At 70.8% G+C, this 21,486-nt stretch carries 21 protein-coding genes and 2 tRNA genes; 10 read left to right on the forward strand and 13 right to left on the reverse strand.

Going from position 1 to position 21,486, the window contains the following annotated elements:
- Positions 1-90 precede the first annotated feature (90 nt).
- Genes ABZ470_RS01225 through ABZ470_RS01240 form a run of 4 tightly spaced genes read right to left on the reverse strand, consistent with a single transcriptional unit; the run spans position 91 to position 4,716 of the window.
- The gene (locus tag ABZ470_RS01225) at positions 91-1,665 is read right to left on the reverse strand and encodes a beta-N-acetylhexosaminidase (RefSeq protein ID WP_362909210.1); all 1,575 of its coding nucleotides are present in this window, start codon (positions 1,663-1,665) and stop codon (positions 91-93) included.
- A complete protein-coding gene (locus ABZ470_RS01230) occupies positions 1,662-2,501 on the reverse strand; it encodes a carbohydrate ABC transporter permease (protein WP_352010479.1) in 840 nt (279 codons plus the stop codon). Before ABZ470_RS01230 ends, ABZ470_RS01225 begins: the two co-directional genes overlap by 4 nt.
- Entirely contained in the window at positions 2,498-3,457 is a 960-nt protein-coding gene (locus ABZ470_RS01235) for a sugar ABC transporter permease (protein WP_362909213.1), read from the reverse strand. The genes ABZ470_RS01230 and ABZ470_RS01235 overlap by 4 nt, the downstream gene beginning before the upstream one ends.
- Positions 3,454-4,716, reverse strand: coding sequence for an extracellular solute-binding protein (locus ABZ470_RS01240; RefSeq protein WP_352010477.1), 1,263 nt, complete (start codon positions 4,714-4,716; stop codon positions 3,454-3,456). Before ABZ470_RS01240 ends, ABZ470_RS01235 begins: the two co-directional genes overlap by 4 nt.
- A gap of 156 nt (positions 4,717-4,872) precedes the next feature.
- Between ABZ470_RS01240 and ABZ470_RS01245 the strand changes: the two genes are divergently transcribed.
- The 3 genes from ABZ470_RS01245 to ABZ470_RS01255 all read left to right on the forward strand — a co-directional run bounded on the left by ABZ470_RS01245 (position 4,873) and on the right by ABZ470_RS01255 (position 7,451).
- Positions 4,873-5,679, forward strand: a complete 807-nt coding sequence (locus ABZ470_RS01245; protein ID WP_352010476.1) for an IclR family transcriptional regulator — start codon at positions 4,873-4,875, stop codon at positions 5,677-5,679.
- A gap of 104 nt (positions 5,680-5,783) precedes the next feature.
- Positions 5,784-6,728: a sugar kinase gene (locus ABZ470_RS01250; protein ID WP_352010475.1), complete on the forward strand. Its 945-nt coding sequence runs from the start codon at positions 5,784-5,786 to the stop codon at positions 6,726-6,728.
- 84 nt (positions 6,729-6,812) lie between these two features.
- Positions 6,813-7,451, forward strand: coding sequence for a maleylpyruvate isomerase N-terminal domain-containing protein (locus ABZ470_RS01255; RefSeq protein WP_352010474.1), 639 nt, complete (start codon positions 6,813-6,815; stop codon positions 7,449-7,451).
- Between the two features lie 235 nt (positions 7,452-7,686).
- On the opposite strand, the gene ABZ470_RS01260 is transcribed toward ABZ470_RS01255, so the two are convergent.
- Entirely contained in the window at positions 7,687-9,495 is a 1,809-nt protein-coding gene (locus ABZ470_RS01260) for a glycoside hydrolase family 15 protein (RefSeq protein WP_362909215.1), read from the reverse strand.
- A 261-nt stretch (positions 9,496-9,756) separates the two neighbouring features.
- Here ABZ470_RS01260 and ABZ470_RS01265 point away from each other — a divergent pair, with 261 nt between their 5' ends.
- The 3 genes from ABZ470_RS01265 (at position 9,757) to ABZ470_RS01275 (ending at position 13,224) form a co-directional block, all read left to right on the forward strand.
- Positions 9,757-10,488, forward strand: a complete 732-nt coding sequence (locus tag ABZ470_RS01265) for a hypothetical protein (RefSeq protein ID WP_362909216.1) — start codon at positions 9,757-9,759, stop codon at positions 10,486-10,488.
- A 2-nt stretch (positions 10,489-10,490) separates the two neighbouring features.
- Positions 10,491-12,638, forward strand: a complete 2,148-nt coding sequence (locus ABZ470_RS01270) for a hypothetical protein (protein ID WP_362909218.1) — start codon at positions 10,491-10,493, stop codon at positions 12,636-12,638.
- A gap of 133 nt (positions 12,639-12,771) precedes the next feature.
- Positions 12,772-13,224, forward strand: a complete 453-nt coding sequence (locus ABZ470_RS01275; protein ID WP_362909220.1) for a pyridoxamine 5'-phosphate oxidase family protein — start codon at positions 12,772-12,774, stop codon at positions 13,222-13,224.
- 119 nt (positions 13,225-13,343) lie between these two features.
- Here the strand turns inward: ABZ470_RS01275 and ABZ470_RS01280 are convergent, their stop codons facing one another.
- From ABZ470_RS01280 to ABZ470_RS01300, 5 genes are all read right to left on the reverse strand, one after another.
- A complete protein-coding gene (locus tag ABZ470_RS01280; protein ID WP_362909222.1) occupies positions 13,344-13,796 on the reverse strand; it encodes a DUF5946 family protein in 453 nt (150 codons plus the stop codon).
- On the reverse strand, positions 13,793-14,173 hold the full coding sequence (locus ABZ470_RS01285; RefSeq protein ID WP_362909224.1) for a hypothetical protein: 381 nt from the start codon (positions 14,171-14,173) through the stop codon (positions 13,793-13,795). The genes ABZ470_RS01280 and ABZ470_RS01285 overlap by 4 nt, the downstream gene beginning before the upstream one ends.
- A 312-nt stretch (positions 14,174-14,485) precedes the next feature.
- Positions 14,486-14,559, reverse strand: a tRNA-Lys gene (locus tag ABZ470_RS01290).
- Between the two features lie 121 nt (positions 14,560-14,680).
- A complete protein-coding gene (locus tag ABZ470_RS01295) occupies positions 14,681-15,442 on the reverse strand; it encodes a nuclease-related domain-containing protein (RefSeq protein WP_352010466.1) in 762 nt (253 codons plus the stop codon).
- Positions 15,443-15,600: 158 nt separating this feature from the next.
- Positions 15,601-16,410, reverse strand: coding sequence for an SDR family oxidoreductase (locus ABZ470_RS01300; protein WP_352010465.1), 810 nt, complete (start codon positions 16,408-16,410; stop codon positions 15,601-15,603).
- A 115-nt stretch (positions 16,411-16,525) separates the two neighbouring features.
- Between ABZ470_RS01300 and ABZ470_RS01305 the strand changes: the two genes are divergently transcribed.
- The 3 genes from ABZ470_RS01305 (at position 16,526) to ABZ470_RS01315 (ending at position 18,092) form a co-directional block, all read left to right on the forward strand.
- Positions 16,526-17,179 carry a helix-turn-helix domain-containing protein gene (locus tag ABZ470_RS01305; RefSeq protein WP_352010464.1) on the forward strand — a complete coding sequence of 218 codons (654 nt, stop codon included), beginning with the start codon at positions 16,526-16,528 and terminating at the stop codon, positions 17,177-17,179.
- Positions 17,180-17,188: 9 nt separating this feature from the next.
- Positions 17,189-17,779: a GNAT family protein gene (locus ABZ470_RS01310; RefSeq protein WP_352010463.1), complete on the forward strand. Its 591-nt coding sequence runs from the start codon at positions 17,189-17,191 to the stop codon at positions 17,777-17,779.
- Positions 17,780-18,009: 230 nt separating this feature from the next.
- Positions 18,010-18,092, forward strand: a tRNA-Met gene (locus ABZ470_RS01315).
- On the opposite strand, the gene ABZ470_RS01320 is transcribed toward ABZ470_RS01315, so the two are convergent.
- Positions 18,043-18,612 carry a TetR/AcrR family transcriptional regulator gene (locus ABZ470_RS01320; RefSeq protein WP_362909642.1) on the reverse strand — a complete coding sequence of 190 codons (570 nt, stop codon included), beginning with the start codon at positions 18,610-18,612 and terminating at the stop codon, positions 18,043-18,045. The genes ABZ470_RS01315 and ABZ470_RS01320 overlap by 50 nt on opposite strands.
- A gap of 152 nt (positions 18,613-18,764) precedes the next feature.
- On the opposite strand from ABZ470_RS01320, the gene ABZ470_RS01325 reads away from it, so the two are divergent.
- A complete protein-coding gene (locus ABZ470_RS01325) occupies positions 18,765-19,898 on the forward strand; it encodes an FAD-dependent monooxygenase (RefSeq protein ID WP_362909227.1) in 1,134 nt (377 codons plus the stop codon).
- On the opposite strand, the gene ABZ470_RS01330 is transcribed toward ABZ470_RS01325, so the two are convergent.
- Both ABZ470_RS01330 and ABZ470_RS01335 read right to left on the reverse strand, forming a co-directional pair.
- Positions 19,895-20,758 (reverse strand): DMT family transporter, encoded by an 864-nt coding sequence (locus ABZ470_RS01330; protein WP_352010460.1) that lies wholly within the window; start codon positions 20,756-20,758, stop codon positions 19,895-19,897. The genes ABZ470_RS01325 and ABZ470_RS01330 overlap by 4 nt on opposite strands.
- Before the next feature lie 253 nt (positions 20,759-21,011).
- A complete protein-coding gene (locus ABZ470_RS01335; protein WP_352010459.1) occupies positions 21,012-21,371 on the reverse strand; it encodes a VOC family protein in 360 nt (119 codons plus the stop codon).
- Positions 21,372-21,486: the final 115 nt, after the last annotated feature.

Consider the following 21,486-nt stretch of genomic DNA (forward strand, 5'->3'; position numbering starts at 1 on the left):
TACAGGGCTCATAGGACGGGCGCCCCGCCCCCTCGCGCAGGCGCCTGCGCGTGACGAAAGAGGGCGGGGCGCGTGACGGACAGGAAAGCGTTACGGGTGGGCGGGCCCCTCGCCGACGCCGAACCCGGCGATCACCGCCTCACGGTCGGCCCTGCTCATCGGCCAGCCGGGCGCGTCGGGGCGGCTCTGCCACGGTTTCGGCCCCTCCTTCGGCCGGTACTCGACCCCCAGCGCGTCGAGCCTGGCCGTGTGGACCTCCAGCCGCCCGGCGAACTCCTCGTACGGCGTGCGCTCCGCCGCCCACACGACCTCGGCGAACGCGCACAGCCTGGGGAAGACCATGTAGTCGACGGCCCTGGCGTCCTCCATGTGCTCGGTCCAGACGTTGCACTGGGCGCCGATCACCAGGGGGCGGTCCCGCTCGTCCATGTCGGCGGGGACGGGGTCGAAGGCGTGGACGTCCCGCAGGGTGAGCGGCGGCCCGATCGGGATGGGCTCGTCGGGCGACTCCGACTGCCGATAATCCAGATAGACCGACATGTCAGGACAGGCGACCACCCGGTGACCGGCCCGCGCCGCCACCGTCGTCGCCTTGGGCCCGCGCCAGGCCGCCACCGTCGTCCCCGGCGTCGCACCGCCCTCCAGGATCTCGTCCCACGCGTACGGCGTGCGCCCGGCGGCGGCGACGTGCTCCGCGACGGCCCCGATGAAGACGGCGCGCACGGCCGGGTCCCCCGGGCACTCGTCCCCGCCGATGCCGATGTGGGAGGAGGGGAAGAGCTCCATGACCTCGTCCAGGACGTCACGGCAGAACTCCAGGGCCGCCGGCGAGGTGAGGTCGAGGATGTCCTCGGAGACCCCCCATCCGGTACGGACCTCCGTGGGCCGCAGCCCCAGCTCCGGATAGGCCGCGACGACGGCCTGGGTGTGGCCGGGCAGGTCGATCTCGGGGACGACGGTGACGAACCTCTCGGCCGCGTAGGCGACGATCTCCCGCACGTCGTCGGCGGTGTAGAAGCCGCCGTGCGGGCGTCCGACGACGGTCTCGTGCTGGCGGGAGCCGAGCATGCTCGCCGGGCGCCAGCCGCCGACCGAGGTCAGGCGGGGATACTTGGCGATCTCAAGACGCCATCCCTGGTCGTCGGTCAGGTGCAGGTGGAGCACGTTCAGCCGGTGCAGGGCCAGCAGGTCGACGAAGCGCAGCAGGTCGGCCTTGGGCATGAAGTGCCTGGCGACGTCCAGCATGCAGCCGCGCCAGCCGTACGCCGGACGGTCCTCGATCTCGACGGCGGGGGCGGTCATCGGCGCGCCCGCGACGGGGGCGCGCCGAAGCGCGGCGGGCGGCAGCAGCTGCCGGAACACCTGGGCGCCGTTGAAGACCCCCGCCGCGTCGCCCCCGGTGATCCACACGCCGGAGGAGGTGACCCGCAGCCGGTACGCCTCGGCCCCCAGGTCCGGGTCGAGGGCCAGGGTGAGGCGCCCCTGCTCGGGCCCCTGCGGCGGCAGCAGCGCGCAGCCGGTCGGCGGGCCGAGCGTGGCGCGCAGCCAGGCGGCGACCGACGCCAGCTCCCGAGGGGCGTCGAGCGCGGTCTCCGGGACCAGGGTGAAGACACCCGGGCCCGGCCTGACCGTGGACGGTCGCGGAAGCAGGCCGTGGGCGTTCAATCCTTCACCGCCCCGCCGAGCCCGGCCACCAGCCTGCGCTGGACGGCCACGAAGAAGATCAGCACGGGAATTGTCATCAGCGTCGAGGCCGCCATGATTCCCCCCCAGTCGTTCTCGTCGGGTTTGAAGAAGACCAGCAGGGCCGCGGGCAGGGTCTGGTTGCCCGTGGCCGAGATGATGAAGGTCCTGGCGAAGACGAAGTCGTTCCAGGCCGCGATGAAGGAGAACACACTGGTCGCCACCAGACCCGGCGCGACCAGCGGGAACAGGATGCGCCACAGCACGACGGGCCTGCTCGCCCCGTCGATCATCGCGGCCTCCTCAAGAGACTCGGGGACCGCGGCGACGAAGCCCCGCATCATCCAGACCGCGAACGGCAGGCTGAAGGCCAGGTGTACCAGGACGAGTGAGCCCAGTGTGTTGAGGCCGACACCGGGCACCGCCGTACCCAGGTCGCGGATCAGGAAGAACAGCGGGATGGTCAACGCCTCGACGGGCACCATCTGCGCGATCAGGAACATGATCAGCACCGTGGTGCGGAACCTGAAGCGGAACCGGGTCACCGCGACGGCGGCCAGGAAGGCCACCACGCCGGAGAGCACGACGACGGACATGGCGACGACGAGACTGTTGAGGAAGTAGCGGCCGAAGTTCTCCCCGCCGAGCACCCGCTGGAAGTTCTCCAGGGTCGGCGCCAGGGTCCACGGACGCACCTGGAGCGACTGGATCTCCCCCGCCGGCTTCACCGCGGACAGGACCATCCAGTAGATCGGGAAGAAGGTGACGAACGCCGCGACCACCGCCACGACGTTGGCGACCAGGCGGGACCTGCTCACAGCTTCTCCCCGTTGCGGTGGATGGCGCGGATGTAGAACAGGGTGACCACCAGCAGGATCAGCGTCATGACCACGCCGATCGCCGAGCCGAGGCCGTACTCGGAGGAGCCGAAGGCCGTCTGGTAGGCGTAGACGTTGAGCACCGAGTTCTGGCCCGCGATGCCGCCCCCGTTGGTCATCACGTAGATCTGCGTGAAGATCTTGAAGTCCCAGATGATCGACTGGATGACGACGATCGTGATCAGCGGCCGCAGCATCGGCACGATGATCCGCCAGAAGGACTGCCAGACCGAGGCTCCGTCGAGTGAGGCCGCTTCGAGCACCGAGCCGGGAATGGCCTGGATGCCCGCGTAGAGGGTCACCATGACGAAGGGGAAGGAGTGCCAGACCACGGTGACGCCGACGACGCCGAAGGTGACCCACCGGTCGTAGAACCAGTTGAAGCCCTCGATGCCGAGGACCTGGTTGACCAGCCCCAGGTCGGCGTCGAACAGGAACATCCAGACGGTCGAGCCGGTCATCGCGGGCGCCGCCCACGCGGCCATCGCGGCCAGCGAGAGCAGCAGACGGGGCACCCTGCCCGCCCTGGTGAGCACCACGGCCAGCGCCGCGCCGACCGCGAGCGTCGAGACCACCAGCGCCGCGGCGAACACCAGCGTCTGCCCGAGCACCGACCAGAAACGGCCGTCGGCGGCCAGGAGGGCGTAGTTGCCCAGCCCCACGAACCGGGTCGGCTGCCCACCGCTGACCTGGGCCTGCCGGTAGTCGAAGACCGACAGCAGGCCGAGCATGTAGAGCGGGTAGCCGAACAGCGGCACCAGCACCGCGGCGGACGGCAGCAGGTAGAGCCACGGCCGCAGGCGGCCACCCCCGCGGGCCCGGAGTCCCGGGCCCGCGGGTACCTTCGGCGTCTTGGACGCCCCCGGTGCCACGGTCGCGGTGGTCGCCGAGGTCATGACCGGCCGAAGGCGGTCTTCACCGCCGCCGCGGCCTCGTCGGTCGCCTGCTCGACGGTGGCCTGCTTGGTGGCGATCTTCTGGAGCATGGTCGGGATGACCTTCTGGTTGTCGATCTTCACCCAGGCCGGGTCGATCGGCACGAAACGGGTGCCCGCGGCGACGGTGTCGAGGAACGGCTTGAGGAAGGAGTCCTTGGCCGCCAGTTCGTCACGCGCCGAGGTCAGGGTGGGCAGGTTGCCCATGGCCTCGTACATCTTGGTCTGGTAGGTCTTGCCGCCGAGCAGCTGCAGGAACTTCACCGCCAGCGTGCGGTGCCGGCTGTTCTTCATGACGCCGAGGTTGTTGCCGCCGGAGAAGGCCGGGGCGGGGGTGCCCGCCTTCGAGCCGGGCAGCGGGATCACGGCGTACTTGCCCGCCGCGGCGCCCGCGTCGACCGCGGCGCGGTTGAAGTTGCCGAGGATGCCCATGGCCGCCTTGCCGCTGGCGAACAGCTCGACGGTCTTGCCTCCGGTCAGGCTCGCGCAGGCCTGCGGCGGGCAGACGTCGTCGCTGAGCAGGTCGGTGTAGGCCTTGACGCCCGCGCGGGACTCGGGGCCTGCGAGGTTCTCGATGTCGCCGCCGGCGTCCCAGACGAACGGCATGGCGCCGAAGGTGTACTCGCCGCCGACGGCGATGCCGTACAGGTCCGGCTTCTTCTTGCGGATCTCGCGGGCGGTCTCGGTCAGCTCGCCCAGGGTGGCCGGGGGCTTGAGGCCCAGCTCCTCGAAGACGTCGGTGCGGTAGTAGAGGGCGCGGATGCCGATGTACCACGGCAGGCCGTAGACCTTGCCGTCCACGGTCGCGGACTTCAGCAGGTCGGCGCCGACGTCCTTGCCCTCGGACCAGGCCGACAGGTCGGGGCCCAGGTCGGAGAAGCCGCCGGCGGCGGCGTACTCGGCCAGGTCGGTGTTGCCGTACTCGGCGACGTCGGGCGCACTCGCCGGGTCGTTGAATGCGCCCTTGAACTTCTCGTGTCTGGCGGGGGTCGTCGGGATGTAGGCGACCTCGACCTTCACGCCCGCGTTGGCGGCGGTGAACTCCTTGATCGCCTCACCGACGACCTTCTCCTTGGGGGCGCGGTTGGGCTCGTCGAACAGCCACACCCTCAGGGTCCCGGACTTCTCGTCACCCCCGCTCGCGGCCGGGGCGGTCGACGGCGCGCACGCGGCCAGGGCCAGCAGGGCCACACCCGCGGCGGCCCAGTTCAGGATCTTCACAGGTCTCTCCTCCCGTTGGCGGCAGACCCTAAGAAGGGGGCGCCTGTCACCGGAAGGGGGGAATGTCCTTTGTTCTGCACTGCAGAACCTTGTGTCGCAAACTGGAAAGAAGACTTCCAATTCCCATAGTTTGTGGTTCGTGCCCGACTCAGCCTGATGACCACACGTGAGGGCGTGATGAACGAACCTGCGCCGGAACGCAACCAGTCAGCCTCGCTGCGGCGAGCCCTGGCGGTACTGGAACACGTCCGTGACCACGCGGGGGCGGGCCAGGGACTCTCACTCACCCGGCTCGCCGAGGCCACCGGCCTGTCCAAGAGCACCGTGCTCCGGCTGACCCTCCCGCTCATCGAGACCAGGCTGCTCGACCGGGACCGCAAGACCGGGGCCTACCGGCTCGGGCACGGCTCGCTCCACCTGGGCCAGGCCTACCTGTCCACGCTCGACCTGCGGACCGTCGCCGCCGAGGAGTCGCACCGGCTGATGACCGAGGTCAAGGAGACCGTCCACCTCGTGGTCTACGACCCTCCCGAGGTGGTCTACATCGACAAGGTCGAGAACGAGGCCACCGTGCGGATGGCCTCGCGGATCGGCAGCAGGGCGCCCGTCTACCGCACCGCCGTCGGCAAGGCCATCCTCGCCTGGCAGCAGGACGAGGACGTCGAACGGGTCGTGGCCGCCGGGATGCCGCGGATGACCCGCCACACCATCGTGGACGCCGACCGCCTGCGCACCGAACTCGGCCGCATCCGGCAGCGGGGCTACGCCGTCGACGACCGCGAGAACGAGCCCGAGGTGCGCTGCGTCGCGGCGCCGATCTTCAACCACGCCGACAGCGTGACCTCGGCCATCTCCATCTCCGGGCTCACCTCACGGATCACCGCCGTCCGGGTTCGCGATCTGGGACCGTTGGTCGCGGAGACGGCGCTGCGCATCTCCAGGAAGCTGGGCTCGACCCGCTGACCGTTCACAGACGGGGTCCGGCGTCGGGGGGGGACGCCGGGCCCGTGGAGGCAGGGGACCGCCTCCACCCGCATGTCCGACGAGACCAAAAGGACCAACCTTTGATGATCGACCTGGTGACGCTCGGGGAGAGCATGGCGCTGTTCACCGCACGCCGTACCGGGCTGCTCCGGCACGCCCGCGACTTCGGCCTCGGTGTGGGTGGCGCCGAGTCGAACCTGGCGATCGGCGTCAGTCGCATGGGCCGCCGCGCGGCCTGGTTCGGCCGGGTGGGAGCCGACGAGTTCGGAGAGCTGCTGCGCTCGACACTGGCCGGCGAGGGGGTGGACGTCCGGGGAATGATCGTCGACCCCGAGGCGCCGACGGGCCTGATGGTCAAGAGCAGGCGGACCGCCGAACTGGTCGACGTGCGCTACTACCGCTCGGGCAGCGCCGGGTCCCGGCTCCGCCCTGGCGACCTCGACCTGCCGACGTTGCGCTCCGCCCGGGTGCTGCACGTCACCGGCATCACCCTCGCGATCTCCGCCTCCGCCGCCGAGACCGTGCGCGCCGCGGTCGCCGAGGCCCGCGCCGCCGGGGTGACGGTCTCTCTCGACGTCAACTACCGCCGCGCCCTGTGGAGCCCCGCCGAGGCCTCGGCCGCCCTGCGGGACGTCGTGGCCTCCACCGACGTCCTGTTCGCCACCGAGGCCGAGGGCGGCCTCCTCGCCGAGGGCGACGACCCGGTCCGCCTGGCCAAGTCCCTGTCCGCCCTCGGCCCCCGCCACGTGCTCGTCAAACGCGGCGCGCTCGGCGCCGTCGAACTGTCCGACGGGGTGCTGCGGCACGCCGAGCCGTACCGGGTGACCGAGCTCGACCCGGTCGGGGCGGGCGACGCCTTCGCCGCGGCCTGGCTCGCCGAGACCATGGAGGAGGCCGACCCGGAACGGCGCCTGGCCACCGCCTGCGCGGCCGGGGCGTTCGCGGTCACCTCGGAGGGCGACTGGGAGAGCCTCCCCCGCCGCCGCGACCTCTCCCTGCTCTCCCCCTCGGACGCCGTCAGCCGCTGACCGTCCGAGGCGCCCGCCCCCTGACCCGCCGACGGTTCCGTGGGACGCTTGGCACGCGAACAAGATCCGATCTGGAGGACGTGAATGAGCGGCATCAGAGACGACTTCCTGTCCGCGGCGCGTTCCGCCGCCGCCCTGCTGCGTGACCCCGCGGTCACCGCGGCGTGGGAGGAGCCGAGCGCGCTGCCGGAGTTCGGCGTCGGTGCCCTGGCCGGGCACATGGTCAACCAGATCCTGCTCGTCCCCCGGCTCCTTGAGGACCCCGTGCCCGAGGAGCCGGTCGTCTCCCTCGTCGATCACTACGGCCGCTCCCTGTGGGTGGACGCCGGCCTCGACGACGAGGTCAACGTCACCATCCGCCTGGGCGGTGAGCAGATCGCGGCCGAGGGCCCGCGGGCGCTGGCGGAACACGTCGACTCGGTCGTCGAGGAGCTGGCCGTACGGCTGCCCTCCGCACCGGAGCGGCCGGTGCGCTTCCCGTGGTGGGGGCCGTGGTCGCTGACGTTCGACGACGCCCTGGTCACCAGGACGGTCGAACTGGTCGTCCACTCCGACGACCTGGCGGTCAGCGTGGGCGTCCCGACGCCGCCGCTGCCGGAGAGCGTCGTGGACAGGGTGATCGTCCTGCTGTCCAAGGTGGCCGCGCGACGGCACGGCCCGACCGCCGTCCTGCGCGCCCTCAGCCGCGCCGAACGCGCCCCGTCGAACATCACCGCCTTCTGACACCTGTCCTGTCCAGGAGGGGCTTCCCAGGCCCTTCCCGGCGCCTACCGGGTGCCGTCCCGCGTGACCACTGGGCCGCCCCTCCGGATGCCTTCCGGGCTCTTCCCGGACATCTGTCCGGACGCCCTCCCGGGTGCCTTCACCGGCGCCCGGGCCCGGCACGGGGCGGAGCCCCCAGATGACGACGGCGTGTCGCCCCGGCGCCGTTCCCGCGCGACGGACATGCCGCCCCGGGTCATCCCTCCGCGCGTCGTACGGCCTCCGCGGCGTTGATCAGGCCGATGTGGCTGAAGGCCTGGGGGAAGTTGCCGATGGGCTCCCCGGTCACCGAGTCGACCTCCTCGGCGAGCAGACCGACGTCGTTGGCGTACGACGCAGCGGTCTCGAACGTCCGCCTGGCCGGGCCGCTCCTGCCCGCCATGGCCTGGGCGTGGGCCAGCCAGAACGTGCACAGCAGGAATGTGCCCTCGTCCCCGGGCAGCCCGTCGGCCGCCTGGTAGCGGCGCACCAGGCCGTGCCCGTCGGTCAGCCGTGTGGCGACGGCGTCGACGGTCGCGCACACCCTGGGGTCGTCACCGGGCAGGAAGCCGACCATGGGCAGCATGAGCGCGGCGGCGTCCAGGTCCCGTGAACCGAAGGCCTGGGTGAAGGCGCCCACCTCCGGGTTCCAGCCGTGCGTCAGGATCGCCTCACGGATGCGCTCCCCGGTCTCCTTCCAGGCGGCGACGCGTCCGTCCGCCCCCAGGAGCGGGGCCAGGGACACGGCCCTGTCCATGGCGACCCAGCACATCAGCTTGGAGTGCAGGTAGTGCCGCTCGGGGCCGCGCACCTCCCACAGTCCCTGGTCGGGCTCCTGCCAGCGGCGGGCCGCCGTCTCCGCGACGCCGACGAGGAAGGCGCGGGTCAGCGGGTCGGGCCGGTGCGCGTTCCGGTGGAGCAGACCGGCCGCGTCGAGCAGTTCGCCGTAGACGTCGATCTGGCGCTGCCGCCAGGCGTCGTTGCCGACCCGCACCGGGGCGCTGCCGCGCCAGCCGGTCAGGTGGGGCAGCGACCGTTCGCTCAGGTCGCGTTCGCCGCCGACGCCGTACATGATCTGCAGGTCGGCGCCCTGGTCAAGCTGGGTGGCCGAGGCGCGGGCGAGGAAGGTGAAGAACTCCGCCTCCTCGACGTCGCACGTCGCGGTCGCCAGCGCCTGGAGGGTGAAGCTGGTGTCACGGACCCAGGTGTAGCGGTAGTCCCAGTTACGCTCCCCGCCGATGCTCTCCGGCAGGGAGGTGGTCGCCGCGGCGACGATGGCGCCGGTCGGGGCGAAGGTCAGGGCGCGCAGCACCCGCCCGCTCCGGTCCACCTCCCGCTCCCACGGCCCCCGGTAGCCCAGGTGCGTGTCCGACCAGGAGCGCCATCCGGCGACGGTGTCCGTGATACGGCGGTGGATCCGCTCCTGGCTCCTGCGCGGCGGGTCCGGCGCCCAGCCCGAACTGGCCTGCAGCGCCATGCCCAGGCGCTCGCCCGCCTCAAGCGTCACGGTGCCGTGCGCGGTCGATCCGCTCACCCGCAGCGGCACCGGGACCGACAGCGTCAGGACGTTCGCGCCGCCCCGCGCGACCAGGCCGCCGGGCACGGACTCCATCAACGGCTGGACGAGCCCGAACTCGGGGCGGGGCGCGTACTCCACCTCAAGCGTCATCCGTCCCTCGACGCACGTCGCCTCGCGCAGCAGCAGGCCCGGCGACCCGGTGCCCAGCGCGTGCCCGCGTTCCCCCTGGCCGAGGGCGAGCGCGTCGCGCAGGACCACGGTCCCGTCCCGGCCGCGGAAGGTGGTCTCAAGCACCAGGCTGTGTTCCAGGTATCCCCGCTCGACCCCGACGGGGCAGGCGGGCCGTACGGACCAGTGTCCCGCGTCCTCGTCGAGGAGCCTGGCGAAGAGAGCCGGGCTGTCGAACCGGGGCAGGCACAGCCAGTCGATCGAGCCGTCCGAGGTGACGAGGGCCGCCGAACGGCAGTCGGACAGCATGGCGTGGTCACTGATCGGTCGTGTGCTCAAGGACGTGCACCTCGCCAACCGCCGGTGAGGATCATGGGTCACGCATCCCGGGCCCGGCGCACCCCATTTGCCCCAAACTCCCCTTTTTCTGGATATACCCCCAGGTAGAGAGGCCAAGCCGTACCGGCGACCGGCCTGCCCCGTACGAACCAAGCCGGGTGCCCTGTCCGCTTCAGGACAGGAGGATGTCTGATTTACGACAACACACCTGGCGGTTCCCCTGCATCGTTGGCAGAGCCGAGGCCCCACAGGAGGTTCGCCATGGAGAAGTACGGCGCGCTGCTCACCGTCGACGCCGAGAAGTTCAGCAGACACCGGGACGTCGACCTGCCCCACCTCCACATGGAGATCCGCCGCGCCCTCTCCGCCGCCTGTACGGCCTGCGGCCTGGCCGAGACCTGGGAGTCCGCCCGGTTCAAGGAGAGCACCGGGGACGGAGTCCTCGCCGTCCTGCCCGGTGAGGCGATCCCCACGCTCGTCGATCCCTTCCCCGCCCGGCTCCAGGAGGCCCTGGCCGCCGCCGCGCCGGAGCTGCGGGCCAGAGGGCTGAGGTTACGGCTGCGCGCCGCCCTGCACGCGGGCCTCGTGGACGACGAACGGGAGGAGGCCCCCGGCGTCTCGGCCGCCACCGTCACCGTCTGCCGTCTCTGCGACAGCGAACCCCTCCGGGACGCCATCGGGGGGAGCGACCCCGACGTCACCTTCGCCGCGTTCCTGCTGTCGGACCAGGTCTTCCGCGACTACGTCGCCGGAGGCCGTACGGCGTTGCGGGAGAGCCAGTTCACGGAGGTCCGGGTCCGGATGGACGACAAACAGTTCTCCGAGACCGCCTATCTGCGCGTTCCCGTACCGTCCGCCGTCGCCGCGCCGCTCCCCGGGACAGGCGCTCCCGCCCGGAGCGACGGAACCTCGATCAGCGGGGTGACGATCAACGGGCGGGGATCAAGAAACGCCTTCGGCAACACGGTGAACGGCGACTTCAGGATGGGCTGAGCATGACCACGATCGAGGACGTCACGATCACCGGGGACGGCTCCCAGAACGTCTTCGGGAACACCGTCGCGCGGGACCTCATCCTCAACCAGCTCACCATCGTGCGGGGCCGTCCCGCGATGGTGCTGTCCGAGGACGAGATCGCCGAACGGGTCAGGGCCTACATCCCCGCCTTCAACCACGGCCGGATCGTCGAGATCCTCGCGGCGGACCACGTCATCGCGCTGGCGGGCCCGGAGGGGGCGGGCGTGGTCACCACGGCCATCGCGGCGCTGCGGCGACTGCACCCGGCCCTGCGCATCCGGTTCTTCTCCACCGGGGAGGACGACGTCGAGGAGGCCGCCGCGGCGTCCACGCCCTGCGGATACCTGATCCGCGCCCGCGACGAGGAGCCCTCGCGGCTGCGATCCTTCCTGGCCGCGGTGCGCGCGTCGAACGCGTTCGCCGTCGTCGTCGGCACGGCGGCCGAACAGCGGCACCTCACCGAGTTCCTGACCTCGGTCACCGTCGAACCACCGCCCGCCAACACCGTCTACCGCAGCCACCTCGCCCGCCGGGGTCTGTTCGACTCCCCCTGGCAGGACTGGCCCGGAGGGACACGGCTGCTGTGGGGCGCCTCCCCCGGCGACGCCGCCCGCCTGGCCAGGATCGTCTACGAGGTGAGCCGCAGGGGCGGCGACGAGCACGAGGTCGAGCGCGCCTACCTCGGCTGGGCCGAGGAGCTGCGCAAGTGGTTCGGCTCCCACCCCGGCCTGCTGGACCAGACCCTGATGATCGCCGCGGCGACGATCACCCCCGCCGACGAGACCCAGGTGTACGGCGCCGCGTCGTCCCTGGCCAGGCACCTGGAGATCACCCTGGCGGGGGGCGGCCTCGCCTGGACCCCGACCACCGGCCTGAGCGAACTGCTCGACGCCGAACGCGACGAGGACCAGATCGTCTTCCGCCGGTACGGCTACGCCGAGTCGCTCCTGCCCCACGTCTTCGCCGAGTATCCCCTGGCCAGGATGGAACTGCTCTCCTGGCTTGCCAAACTGCCGACCGACACCGTCCTCGCGCTGGAAAGAACGCTCGGCCACCGGCTCGTCAGGACGTTCGCCGACCTCGCGGCCAGATACAACAAGTACGAGAAGATCACCCAGATGGCGCGGGCCTGGGCCACCGGATCGGCCGCCGACCTGGCCTACATCGCGCTCACCCAGACCTGCCTGCATCCCCTCGTCGGCGGCCGGGTGCGGACCAAGCTCTACGAGTGGTCGCGGGAACGCCAGGCCCCCCAGAGCCTGAAGCTCACCGTCGTGCAGGTCTGCGAGGTCCTCGGCCAGACCCACCTGTCGATCGCCATGACCCGGCTCAAGCACCTGGCGACCCACGGTGACGAGCGGGTCAGGCTTGAGGTCCTCGACGTGGCCCGCGCCCTGGCCGACCTCGACCCGGCGGCGGTCTTCTCCACGGCGCTGAAGTGGGCCGCGAGCACGGCCCAGGGCACCGGCGCGGACATGATCGGCAGGCTCGACGTCGCCATGCGTCTCCTGCTCGACCTGCTCCCCTCCTTCGGCGGCCCCGAACTCCGTCAGGTCCTGGAGACCGTCGACCACCTGGTCACGAACGGCACCCCCCAGCTCCGCTCCCGCCTGCTGGGATGGGCCAGGGAACTGGCCGCTGGCTACCCGGTCCACGTCCTCATCCTGGCGCTGTCCCTCACCAGGAACGACATCCCCTCCGTCCGGCAGCGGACGACCTTCGGCACCGATCTCTTCCTGACCCTGACCGTCTCCCTGGACTTCGAGGAGCACTCGTCGGTGCTGGAGATGTCCGGTCCCGTCGACCCGATGTCCTGCACCCTCGCCTGGCGGGCCGCCTTCGCCGCCACCCGGGAGTTCCCCCACTTCGGTGAGGCCCTGCGTGTCTGGCTGGACACCGCGGCCGCCCGCGAGGATCTGCGTACCGCTCTGGTCTCGGCTCTCACCGACGCCGCCCACCCCAGCCCGGCCTCCCGCCAGCTCCTGACGGACGTGGTCCGTTCCTGGGCCGCCGCGGGACCCGGCCGCCGTACGGTCAGGGAGGCGATCCTCACCCGCGTCCTGCTGCCCGAGTGGCGACGCTGGCTCCTGCTCGCCTGGGTACGACTGCGCCCCACGATCCTCTGACCGTCCTGTGCGGGCTGTCCCGTCGAGACCGTCTCAACGGGACCCCCTGTTCGTCAGGACCACTTCACCGGGGCTGTGCCGCCGGAGCTTTTCGTCGGGGCTTTTTGTCGGGGGCGGCTGCCACACTGCGGGGATGGCGACATGGCAACAGTTCGAGCGTGAGGCCGGTGAGCTGGCCTCGGTGGTGAGGGCCCGGTTCGAGGCGAGCAAGAGCCACGTGCTCGCGACCCTGCGCAGGGACGGCTCCCCCAGGGTGAGCGGCAGCGAGGTCGACTTCCAGGGGCCCGACCTGTCGTTCGGCTCGATGCTCGGCGCGGTCAAGGCCCTCGACCTGCGGCGCGACGGCCGGTGCGCGATCCACGCCCACCCGCACGACGACGGTGACGCCAAGGTCGCCGGGGTCGCGGTCGAGATCACCGATCCCGGCGAGAAGCTCGCCTACACCACGGGCGACGAGCCCCCCGGCGACTTCCACGCCTTCCGCCTCGACCTCCACGAGGCCGTCCTCACCTCGGTCGAAGGCGACGAACTCGTCATCCGCCTCTGGCGCCCCGGCCAACCGGTACGAACCATCCGCCGCAGATAACCGAAAGGCGGCCAGGGCCTGTTTTATGGATCTTCACCACGGCGAGGATCCGCAAAGCAAGTCCTAAGGAAGATCGGAGGGGTCTCGGCCTTCATCGTTGGTGCAGGGCCGCCGCGTCATCAGGTGCTGAGAGAGCTCCAGCCGGTGATGCAGTCCTTTGCCCAGGCGGTGAGGCGTTCTGGAAAGCCTTCGGCGGGGAACGTGCCGTCCTGGGCAACGTCGTGGATGGTGACGCTGAAGGCTGTGGGCGGCGGGATGAGGGTGACCGGTGCACCGAAGACGGCTTCAGAGGGTCGGGTGTCGCGGTGGCTGTTGGCGCGGCGGGTGTGTTCGGTGAGCCGGGTGACGGCGGTGAGCCCTCCGTCGAGGTAGGTGTGCAGGATCGTCCAGGGACGGGTTGGAGCGGCCCCGAGCAGGCGGCTGGGATGTTGGAGCAGGAAACAGGACACCGTGACACCGTGCAGAGAACCCCAGGGTGGGAGCCGAGAGTGGTCGAGTGCGAGCACGATCTCGAAGAGTTCCTGACACGAGTGAGGCCGAGTGGGTGCTCCGCATTCGGGGCAGCGGGTCACGGGTACCTCCTGTTCTCACCGGGTGAGCGTAGGTGTTCGGCGCACCTCTTGCCGGTCCTGGCCGAGGTCTGATCGACGAACGGCCGCCGACATCGGGCACATTGTTTGACTCTTGCGAACCCGTCGTCCAGGATCACCAGCTTCGCCAAGGTGAAAGCGGCTTGCGCCGACACGCTGGAGGACTCGTAGCGTAGCCGCCAGCAGCCCTTTTCCGGGACCAGGACCGCGGACCCTTGGGCCAGGTGTTCGTTGAGAACCTCGGTCACGGCGTGCTCATCGGGGAGCAGGGCTACCAGTTCGCCAAGCGACGAGACGGCCAGCGCCCGCTCAGCGTTGATCAGGACGTGGCTCCAGGCTTCACCTCGTCTGGCAGACATGCCCCTCCTGTATGACGAAGTCATCGATGTCAAGCAATGCGCTGCGAGGCTAGGGGCTCCCCTCGCCGGAAGGTCAAGCGAGCCGTCGGCGAGCAGAGGATCTCAGCCGACCTCGGGGATGCCGAACAGGAGTCCATGTGCAGACGAGAGCGGCCATAGGGCTGACGCGCGCCCCGAACAGGGGGCTGAGACATGAACGGGATCAGCGATGAGCGGCCATTCGCATGGAGCCGATGTGGGGGACTAACCACCCTGTAAAACGACACCGGCACGCCCACGATCGGAATCGTGAACGTGCCGGTGACCTCGCTGTGCGCCGCCAGGGACTCGAACCCCGGACCCGCTGATTAAGAGTCAGCTGCTCTAACCAACTGAGCTAGCGGCGCTTGAAGCCCTTGAAGGATAGCGCACTTCGGCCACAGGCCCGTAATCCGGCGGGAGTCAGTTCATCCCGCGTGACAAGCCGGGAAGTGCCGTCCGCGCTCTCACGGCTGACGGGGTGAGGCGTCAGTTCATCCTGCGCAGGACGCGGGCCGCGGTCCTGGCGAGCACCTCGACCTGCTCCGCGTCGAGATCCATGCGTGGCCCGGCCAGGATCCAGCGGGCGACCAGGCGCGGCTTGAGCAGGGTGAGCCCCTCGGCGCTGACCGTCCGCCTGAGTTCGCCGCCGTGTACGGCCAGCAGCGGCTCGATCGTCACGGGGATGTTCGTCTCGCGGGAGAGCACCTCGGCCAGGGAGTCGGCGGCCTTGACGAGCGCCTTGGCGACCGACGTGCCGTACTTCTCGCCGAGGAACAGCCGCTCGCCGTACTTGGCGATCTCGGTGTCCGGGGACCAGGCCTCGTTGTCGACCACCCAGACGCCGCCGGGCCCGATGACCAGGTGGTCGATCGAGGCCTCTCCGGGTACGGCCCGGCCGTCCAGGACACGGTAGCCGCGCCTGCGGAGGCTGCGGCGCAGCCGCCTTCCCGTGATGGTCTCGCCCCGGCGCCTGCCCCGCCAGACCGCGGTCGCCTCGTAGGAGCGCCAGGCCCAGAACAGGTCGCCCGCGCCGACCAGCAGTCCGCACACGAGCCCGAAGAAAGCGGGCGAGGGGATGGCGAACCGGTAGGCGATGACCAGCCCCACGGCCAGCCCTCCGGCGGCCTTGAGCCCGCGCATTTTCCAGCGCTGGTCCGCCTCCTTGCGCCAGAACTGCTCGTACATGACCTGGGGGGACAACCCGTGGACCGGGTCGTCGCTCGTCACGTAGATCGATCCGCCGGGCACAGCGAACTCCCGAGAGTCGAACGGTCAGGAAGACACGTGGATCTGCGGCGTTGAAGATCCTTGGTCATCAAATACCCGGCGGAGGGTTGGGGGCACCCCGGACCGTCCAAAGGTGATGGAACTAACACAAGCCGGATAGCCTTCGGGCCCCACCGGGGTCACGCCGTCTTCGCGGCGACGGGTGAGGAGGTCTCCACGACCTTCCTGGTGACCAGCCGTCCGATCAGGGCGGAGAGCCTGCGCGGACGGTCGGGCACGATGTGGGCCATGAAGAGGTTGCCCACCCCCGGCACGACGTAGCCCCGGTCTCGGTCGAGCGCGCGCAGCGCGCCGCGAACCACCCGGTCCGGCGTCATCATGCGCGCTCCGATCGCCGCGGCCCTGGTGCCGATCACGTCGAAGAACGCGGTCTCCACCGGCCCCGGGGTGACGGCGAGCACCTTGACCCCCCGGCCCCTGTACTCACTCCACAGCGCCAGGCTGAAGTTGAGCACGAACGACTTGGACGCGCCGTAGGTCGCGAAGTAGGGCGCGACATGGAAGCCCGCGGTCGATCCCACGTTGACGACGGCACCGCCACCGCGGGCGACCATGCCGGGAACGAACGCGTGGGTCAGGCCGACCAGGGACACGACGTTGACCATGAGTTCCTCGTGCTCGCGCTCTGCCGGGATCTCCTCGAAGCGGCCCGCGGTGCCGAAGCCCGCGTTGTTGACCAGCAGGTCGACGGTCATCCCCCTGGCGGCGACCTCCTCGGCCACCCGTGAGGCGGCGTCGGGTGCGGCGAGGTCCTGGACGACGACCTCGGCCCGCACGCCGTGCGCCCCGCGCAGTTCCCCGGCCAGGCTCTCCAGCTTCTCCACCGAACGGGCGACGAGCACGAGGTCGTGTCCGCGCGCGGCGAGCTGACGGGCGAACTCGGCGCCGATCCCCGAGGAGGCGCCGGTCACGAGAGCGGTGCTGTTCATCGCGAAACTCCCTCAACTTGGTTTCCTGGGCCATCAAAGTAGCAGCTATGGAGTTATCCGCAACATCTATGTTGCAGTTAACTTTCGAAATGGTGCGGTGCTGTAGCCTCTGAGCATGGCAACGACAGGTCGACGGCTACGGGCTGACGCGGAACGCAGCATCAGGACGATCCTGGAGGCGGCCGAGCGACTGCTCAGCGAGAACCCCGGCGCCACCATGGAACAGATCGCCGAGGCCGCCGGAGTCGCCAGGACCACCGTCCACCGGCGCTTCTCCAGCCGCGAGGCCCTCGTCGAGACCATGGCGACCTCCGCCTGGCAGGAGATCAGCGACGCCGTCGACGCGGCCAGGCCGTACACCGCGCCGCCGCTGGTCGCCATGCACCAGGCGACCGCCAACGTGGTCCAGATCAAGTCCGGCTGGCGCTTCGCCCTCGGCACCCTACCCCCGCCCGGCGAGGAGGCCGCCCGCATCCACAACGAGGTGATGGCCAAGTGCGACGCGGTGTTCGCGCGCGCGCTCGAAGCCGGGCTGCTGCGCCCCGGCACCGACCCGCTCTGGGCCCGGCAGGTCTACCTCGCGCTGATCAGCGAGGCGGTGCACCACTCCCCCGCCGGCATGCGGGCTCAGGCCCCCGACGACCCCGACGCCCTCGCCACCCTGATCATCGACACCCTCCTGTACGGCCTGGCACCCCGCAGGCCCGGTCCACCCGTCGCCCAGGACACGCAGGAAGTGGACCTTCCCGCAGGTCACGACCGGCCATAAGGTCGTCTCATGACCGCGACCATGCCGTCCCCCGTGACCCTCGAAGGTGAAGCCGTACGGCTCGAACCGCTGAGCGAGGCCCACGTCCCCGACCTGTTCCTCGCCGGAGGGGGCGACGACGAGGTGTGGCGCTGGCTCCCGGCCATCACCCCGCGCACCGAGATGGAACTGGCCGCGATCGTGACGCAGCTCGTCCACGACCGGCGCCACGTGCCGTTCGCGGTGATCCTCAAGGCGACCGGCCGCGCGGTCGGCTGGACCTCCTACATCGACACCCAGGGCTTCGACGAGAGCATCGAGATCGGCTGGACCTGGTACGGCAGGGCCGTGTGGCGCTCCGAGGTGAACACCGCCTGCAAGGTCCTGCTGCTCGACCACGCCTTCGGAGAGCTCGGCCTGAACCGCGTCCAGCTCAAGACCGACATCCTCAATCTCCGTTCGCAGGCGGCGATCCGCAGGCTCGGCGGCGTCCAGGAGGGGGTTCTGCGCCGCCACCGCCGCAGGCCCGACGGCTCCTGGCGTGACACCGCCTACTTCAGCATCCTGGACGACGAGTGGCCCGCGCACCGCAGCAGGTTGTGCTCCTTCGCGGTGAGGTGACCCGAAGACCGCACGGCCGGTCACTCGACGCGGCCCGGCCGCGACGCGTCACCGCGCGCGTACACACGGGCCGATCACGCCTTCCACAGCGTTGACGTGGAGCCGCATCTCACCGCGCGTACGCACGGGCCGATCGTCCCGGCGGGGGAGGAATCCCACATCCCGGTACGCCGGGAAAACCGGGTGAATCCCCGCCTGTGCCCTCGCTACCCTCCTTGTACGGCACACACGCCTGCATGGCTCAGTCGGTGAGAGCGCCGCACTCATAACGCGCCCCTTTGACGGGCCCCAGGTTCGAGTCCTGGTGCAGGTACTTCACCGCCGCCCTCGCCGGGCAGCATTCCCCGTAGCAGTTCGGCGAGGCCGAGGCGGAGGTCGTCGAGGGTCGGCTCGCTTCCCGCTCCGGCGACGGTGTCGAACATCAGGCCCTCCCCGAACGCGACGACCTGGCGGCCGTGCCGTACCGGGTCGGGGGACCCGGCGGCGGCGAGGACCGCGACGGCCGGGTCGCGGAAACGGCTGCCCGCCCGGTCGTAGACCTCACGCAGTTCGGGACGCCGGGTGGCCTCCAGGGCGAGTTCGTATCGGGCGATCGTCCGGTGGCGGCCCGCGGTGAGCTGCTCCCACAGCGTCCTGGCGGCCAGCTCGACGAGCGTCTCGGGCGAGCCGGGACCGGCGGCGTCGAGGAGGGCGGCGAAGGTGGCGGCCTCCAGCTCGGTGAGCCGTTCCAGGGTCAGTTCGAGCAGCGCGAGGCGGGTACGGGCGAGGTTGGAGGTCGACCCCGGCGGCAACCCCGCCTCCTCGTCGACCGCCCGGTGGGTCAGGCCGCGCATCCCACGTTCGGCCAGCAGGGCGATGGCGGTCTCCGCGATCAACTCGGCGCGTTGGGACTTCACCGTCCAATACTACGGTTGTAGTTACCCCGGGAAGAGGAGTAACCTTCACTACGCCTGTAGTTACTACACCTGTAGTGAAGGAGTGCGACGTGGCGCGCGCTGTGGTGATCGGAGCGGGGATCGGCGGCCTGACGGCGGCGGCGGCGCTCCAGGGGCGGGGCTGGGACGTGACGGTGTGCGAGCGCGCGCCCGCCCTCGAACCGGTCGGTTCCGGGCTCGCGGTCGCGGCGAACGCCCTGCGCGCGCTGGACACGATCGGCGTCGGCGACACGGTCCGCGGCCTGTCGGCGGTCAGGGGTGAGCTGGGCCTGCGGCGCCCCGACGGAAGCTGGCTGGCGCGCACGACCGAGGAGGAGGCCTCGGCGCGCTACGGCGACTCCGTGGTGCTGCTGCGCCGCGCTGATCTCGTCGGCGCGCTGCACGCCGCCCTCGCCCCCGGCACCCTACGGCTGGGCACCACGGTCCTGGCGGCCGATCCCGGCGGGGAGGTGCGCACCGAGGCGGAGACCCTGCGCGCGGACCTGGTGGTCGCCGCGGACGGCGTCTCCTCCCCCGTCAGGGCCACGCTGTTCCCCGGCCACCCGGCACCGCGCTACGCCGGGGTCACCAGCTGGCGGGTGCTGGTGCCGGGCGGCGGGGCCGTCCAGGCCTCGGAGACCTGGGGCGCGGGCAGGGTCTTCGGGGTGATGCCGCTGGCGGGCGGACTGACCTACTGCTACGCGACCGACACGGTCCCCGCCGGCACCGGCGACGGCGACCAGCGCGCCGAGCTGCTGCGCCTGTTCGGCCGCTGGCACTCCCCGATCCCCGAACTGCTCGCCGCCGCCGAGCCCGGGGACGTGCTCAGGAACGACGTGTACCACCTGACGGCCCCGCTGCCCGCGATGCACCGGGGCAGGATCGCGCTGATCGGCGACGCCGCCCACCCGATGACCCCCAACCTCGGCCAGGGGGCCTGCCAGGCGATCGAGGACGCCGTCGTGCTGGCCCACGTCGTGAGCACGGGCGGGGATCTGTCCGCCTACACCTCGGCGAGGCTGGCGCGGACCGCGCGCATCACCGCCAGGTCCGCCTCGATCTGCCGGGCAACCCGGCTGCGCGGGCCGCTGGCCGTACGGCTGCGCGACACCGCGACGGCGCTCACCTGGCGGTTCGCCTCCGGGCGGATGACCGCCGCGATGGACGACGTCCTCGGGTGGCGGCCCCCGCACGACCAAGGCTAGGAGGAGACCGTCGCGGGTTCGCGCACGGCCGTACGGCTGCCGCCGTGGTCGGGGGAGAGCCGTCCCAGGGTGACGGTCCCCCAGATGAGCACCGCGGCGGCCAGCAGGGCGGGGATCACGTTGGCCGCTCCGGTCGGCATGGGCTCCTTCAGCAGGATGGCCCCGGCGAGGATCGAGGTGATCGGGTCGACGACCTGGACCGCGGCGTAGGCGATGCCGAAGTAACCCACCTCGTAGGACTTCTGCAGCAGCACCACGGCGCAGACGAGCAGCACCGGGATCGCCACGGTGAACCAGGTCAGCAACCTGCTCAGATCACCTTCGAGACCGCCGCCGACCACCCGCACGAAGGTGGAGACGCTGGCGGTGACCGCCCCCGCCCCGACCGAGAGCAACAGCGCCTTGAGCGATCCGTTGGCCTTGCGCGCGGTCAGGTGGGTGACCAGCACGATCAGCCCGACGCAGGCGAGGAAGCCGAACGCCTGGCCGTTGGTCATGTGGGGCGTCCCGGCGTGCGCGGGGACCAGCAGCATCAGGCCGAGCAGTCCGACGGCGACCGCGATCGACCCGAGGATCTCCTGCCTGCGCGGGCGCCTGCCGTGCAGCACCGCCGCCAGCGGCACCGCGAAGACCAGCGTCGCCACGCTGATCGGCTGCACCACGACCAGCGGCGCGAGGCTCAGCGCGACCGCGTGCAGGCAGGCGCCGGTGAAACCGATCACTCCGCCGAGCCACCAGCGGGGCCGTCTCATCAGCTTGAGCGAGGCCCCTTCCGAGACCGCCTCGAACTGCTGGAGCGCCGCTCCGAGGGCGTAGCCGAGCGCGCCGATCAAAGCGATCGACATACCGACCCAGGTCATCGCCACCCACCGGAAGCGACCAGACATGAGTAAAGAAGCGATTCTTGGGTCATCCCGCAAGCTTAAAGCGCGCCAAGGGCGGGTAAGGGGCCTCTCTCGTGCGCCAAGAGCGATTTTGGCCACAAAAATCCGCCCTAGTCAGCTTTTCTGCGGATTTTTTCGGTCCTGCACCGCCTTGTCCCCGCCCCTCCGGTACGGCGCCCGCCCCGGGCCCCTCCTCCGCGAAGGCTCCGGAGCGGACCGCCCACCGGACCTACTGCTGGGGCGGGCAGACGCAGAACAGGTGGCCCTCCGGGTCTGCCAGGACGACCCAGTGCCCTCCCGGCTGGAAGTCCGGCCTGGTCGCCCCGAGCTCCAGGTAGTCCTTGACGGCCTGTTCCACGTCGGGGACCCGTACGTCCAGATGGAACTGCTTGTCCGGACCCGGCCAGACGGCGGGCGTGCGGTCGGGGTTGCGCTGGAAGTAGATGGTCATCGTGCCGTCGCCGACGGCGGCGTAGTCGTCCTCGGCGTACTGGACCTCGCAACCGAAGACCGCCGCGTAGAACTCCGCGAGCTTCCTGGGCTCCGCGCAGTCGATGTTCACGGCGATGAGCTGAGCGATCGTTGTCATGCAGCCCATCGTCACGCCCATACCTGTCAGCTCATGTCAGGATTGCGAAATCCTTTCCCGAACGCGCCGTTCCGCCCTCGGGCTACACGATGATCCGTTCGGTCGGTACGGTGAG

This window comes from Streptosporangium sp. NPDC020072, assembly GCF_040631445.1.
Lineage (GTDB): Bacteria > Actinomycetota > Actinomycetes > Streptosporangiales > Streptosporangiaceae > Streptosporangium.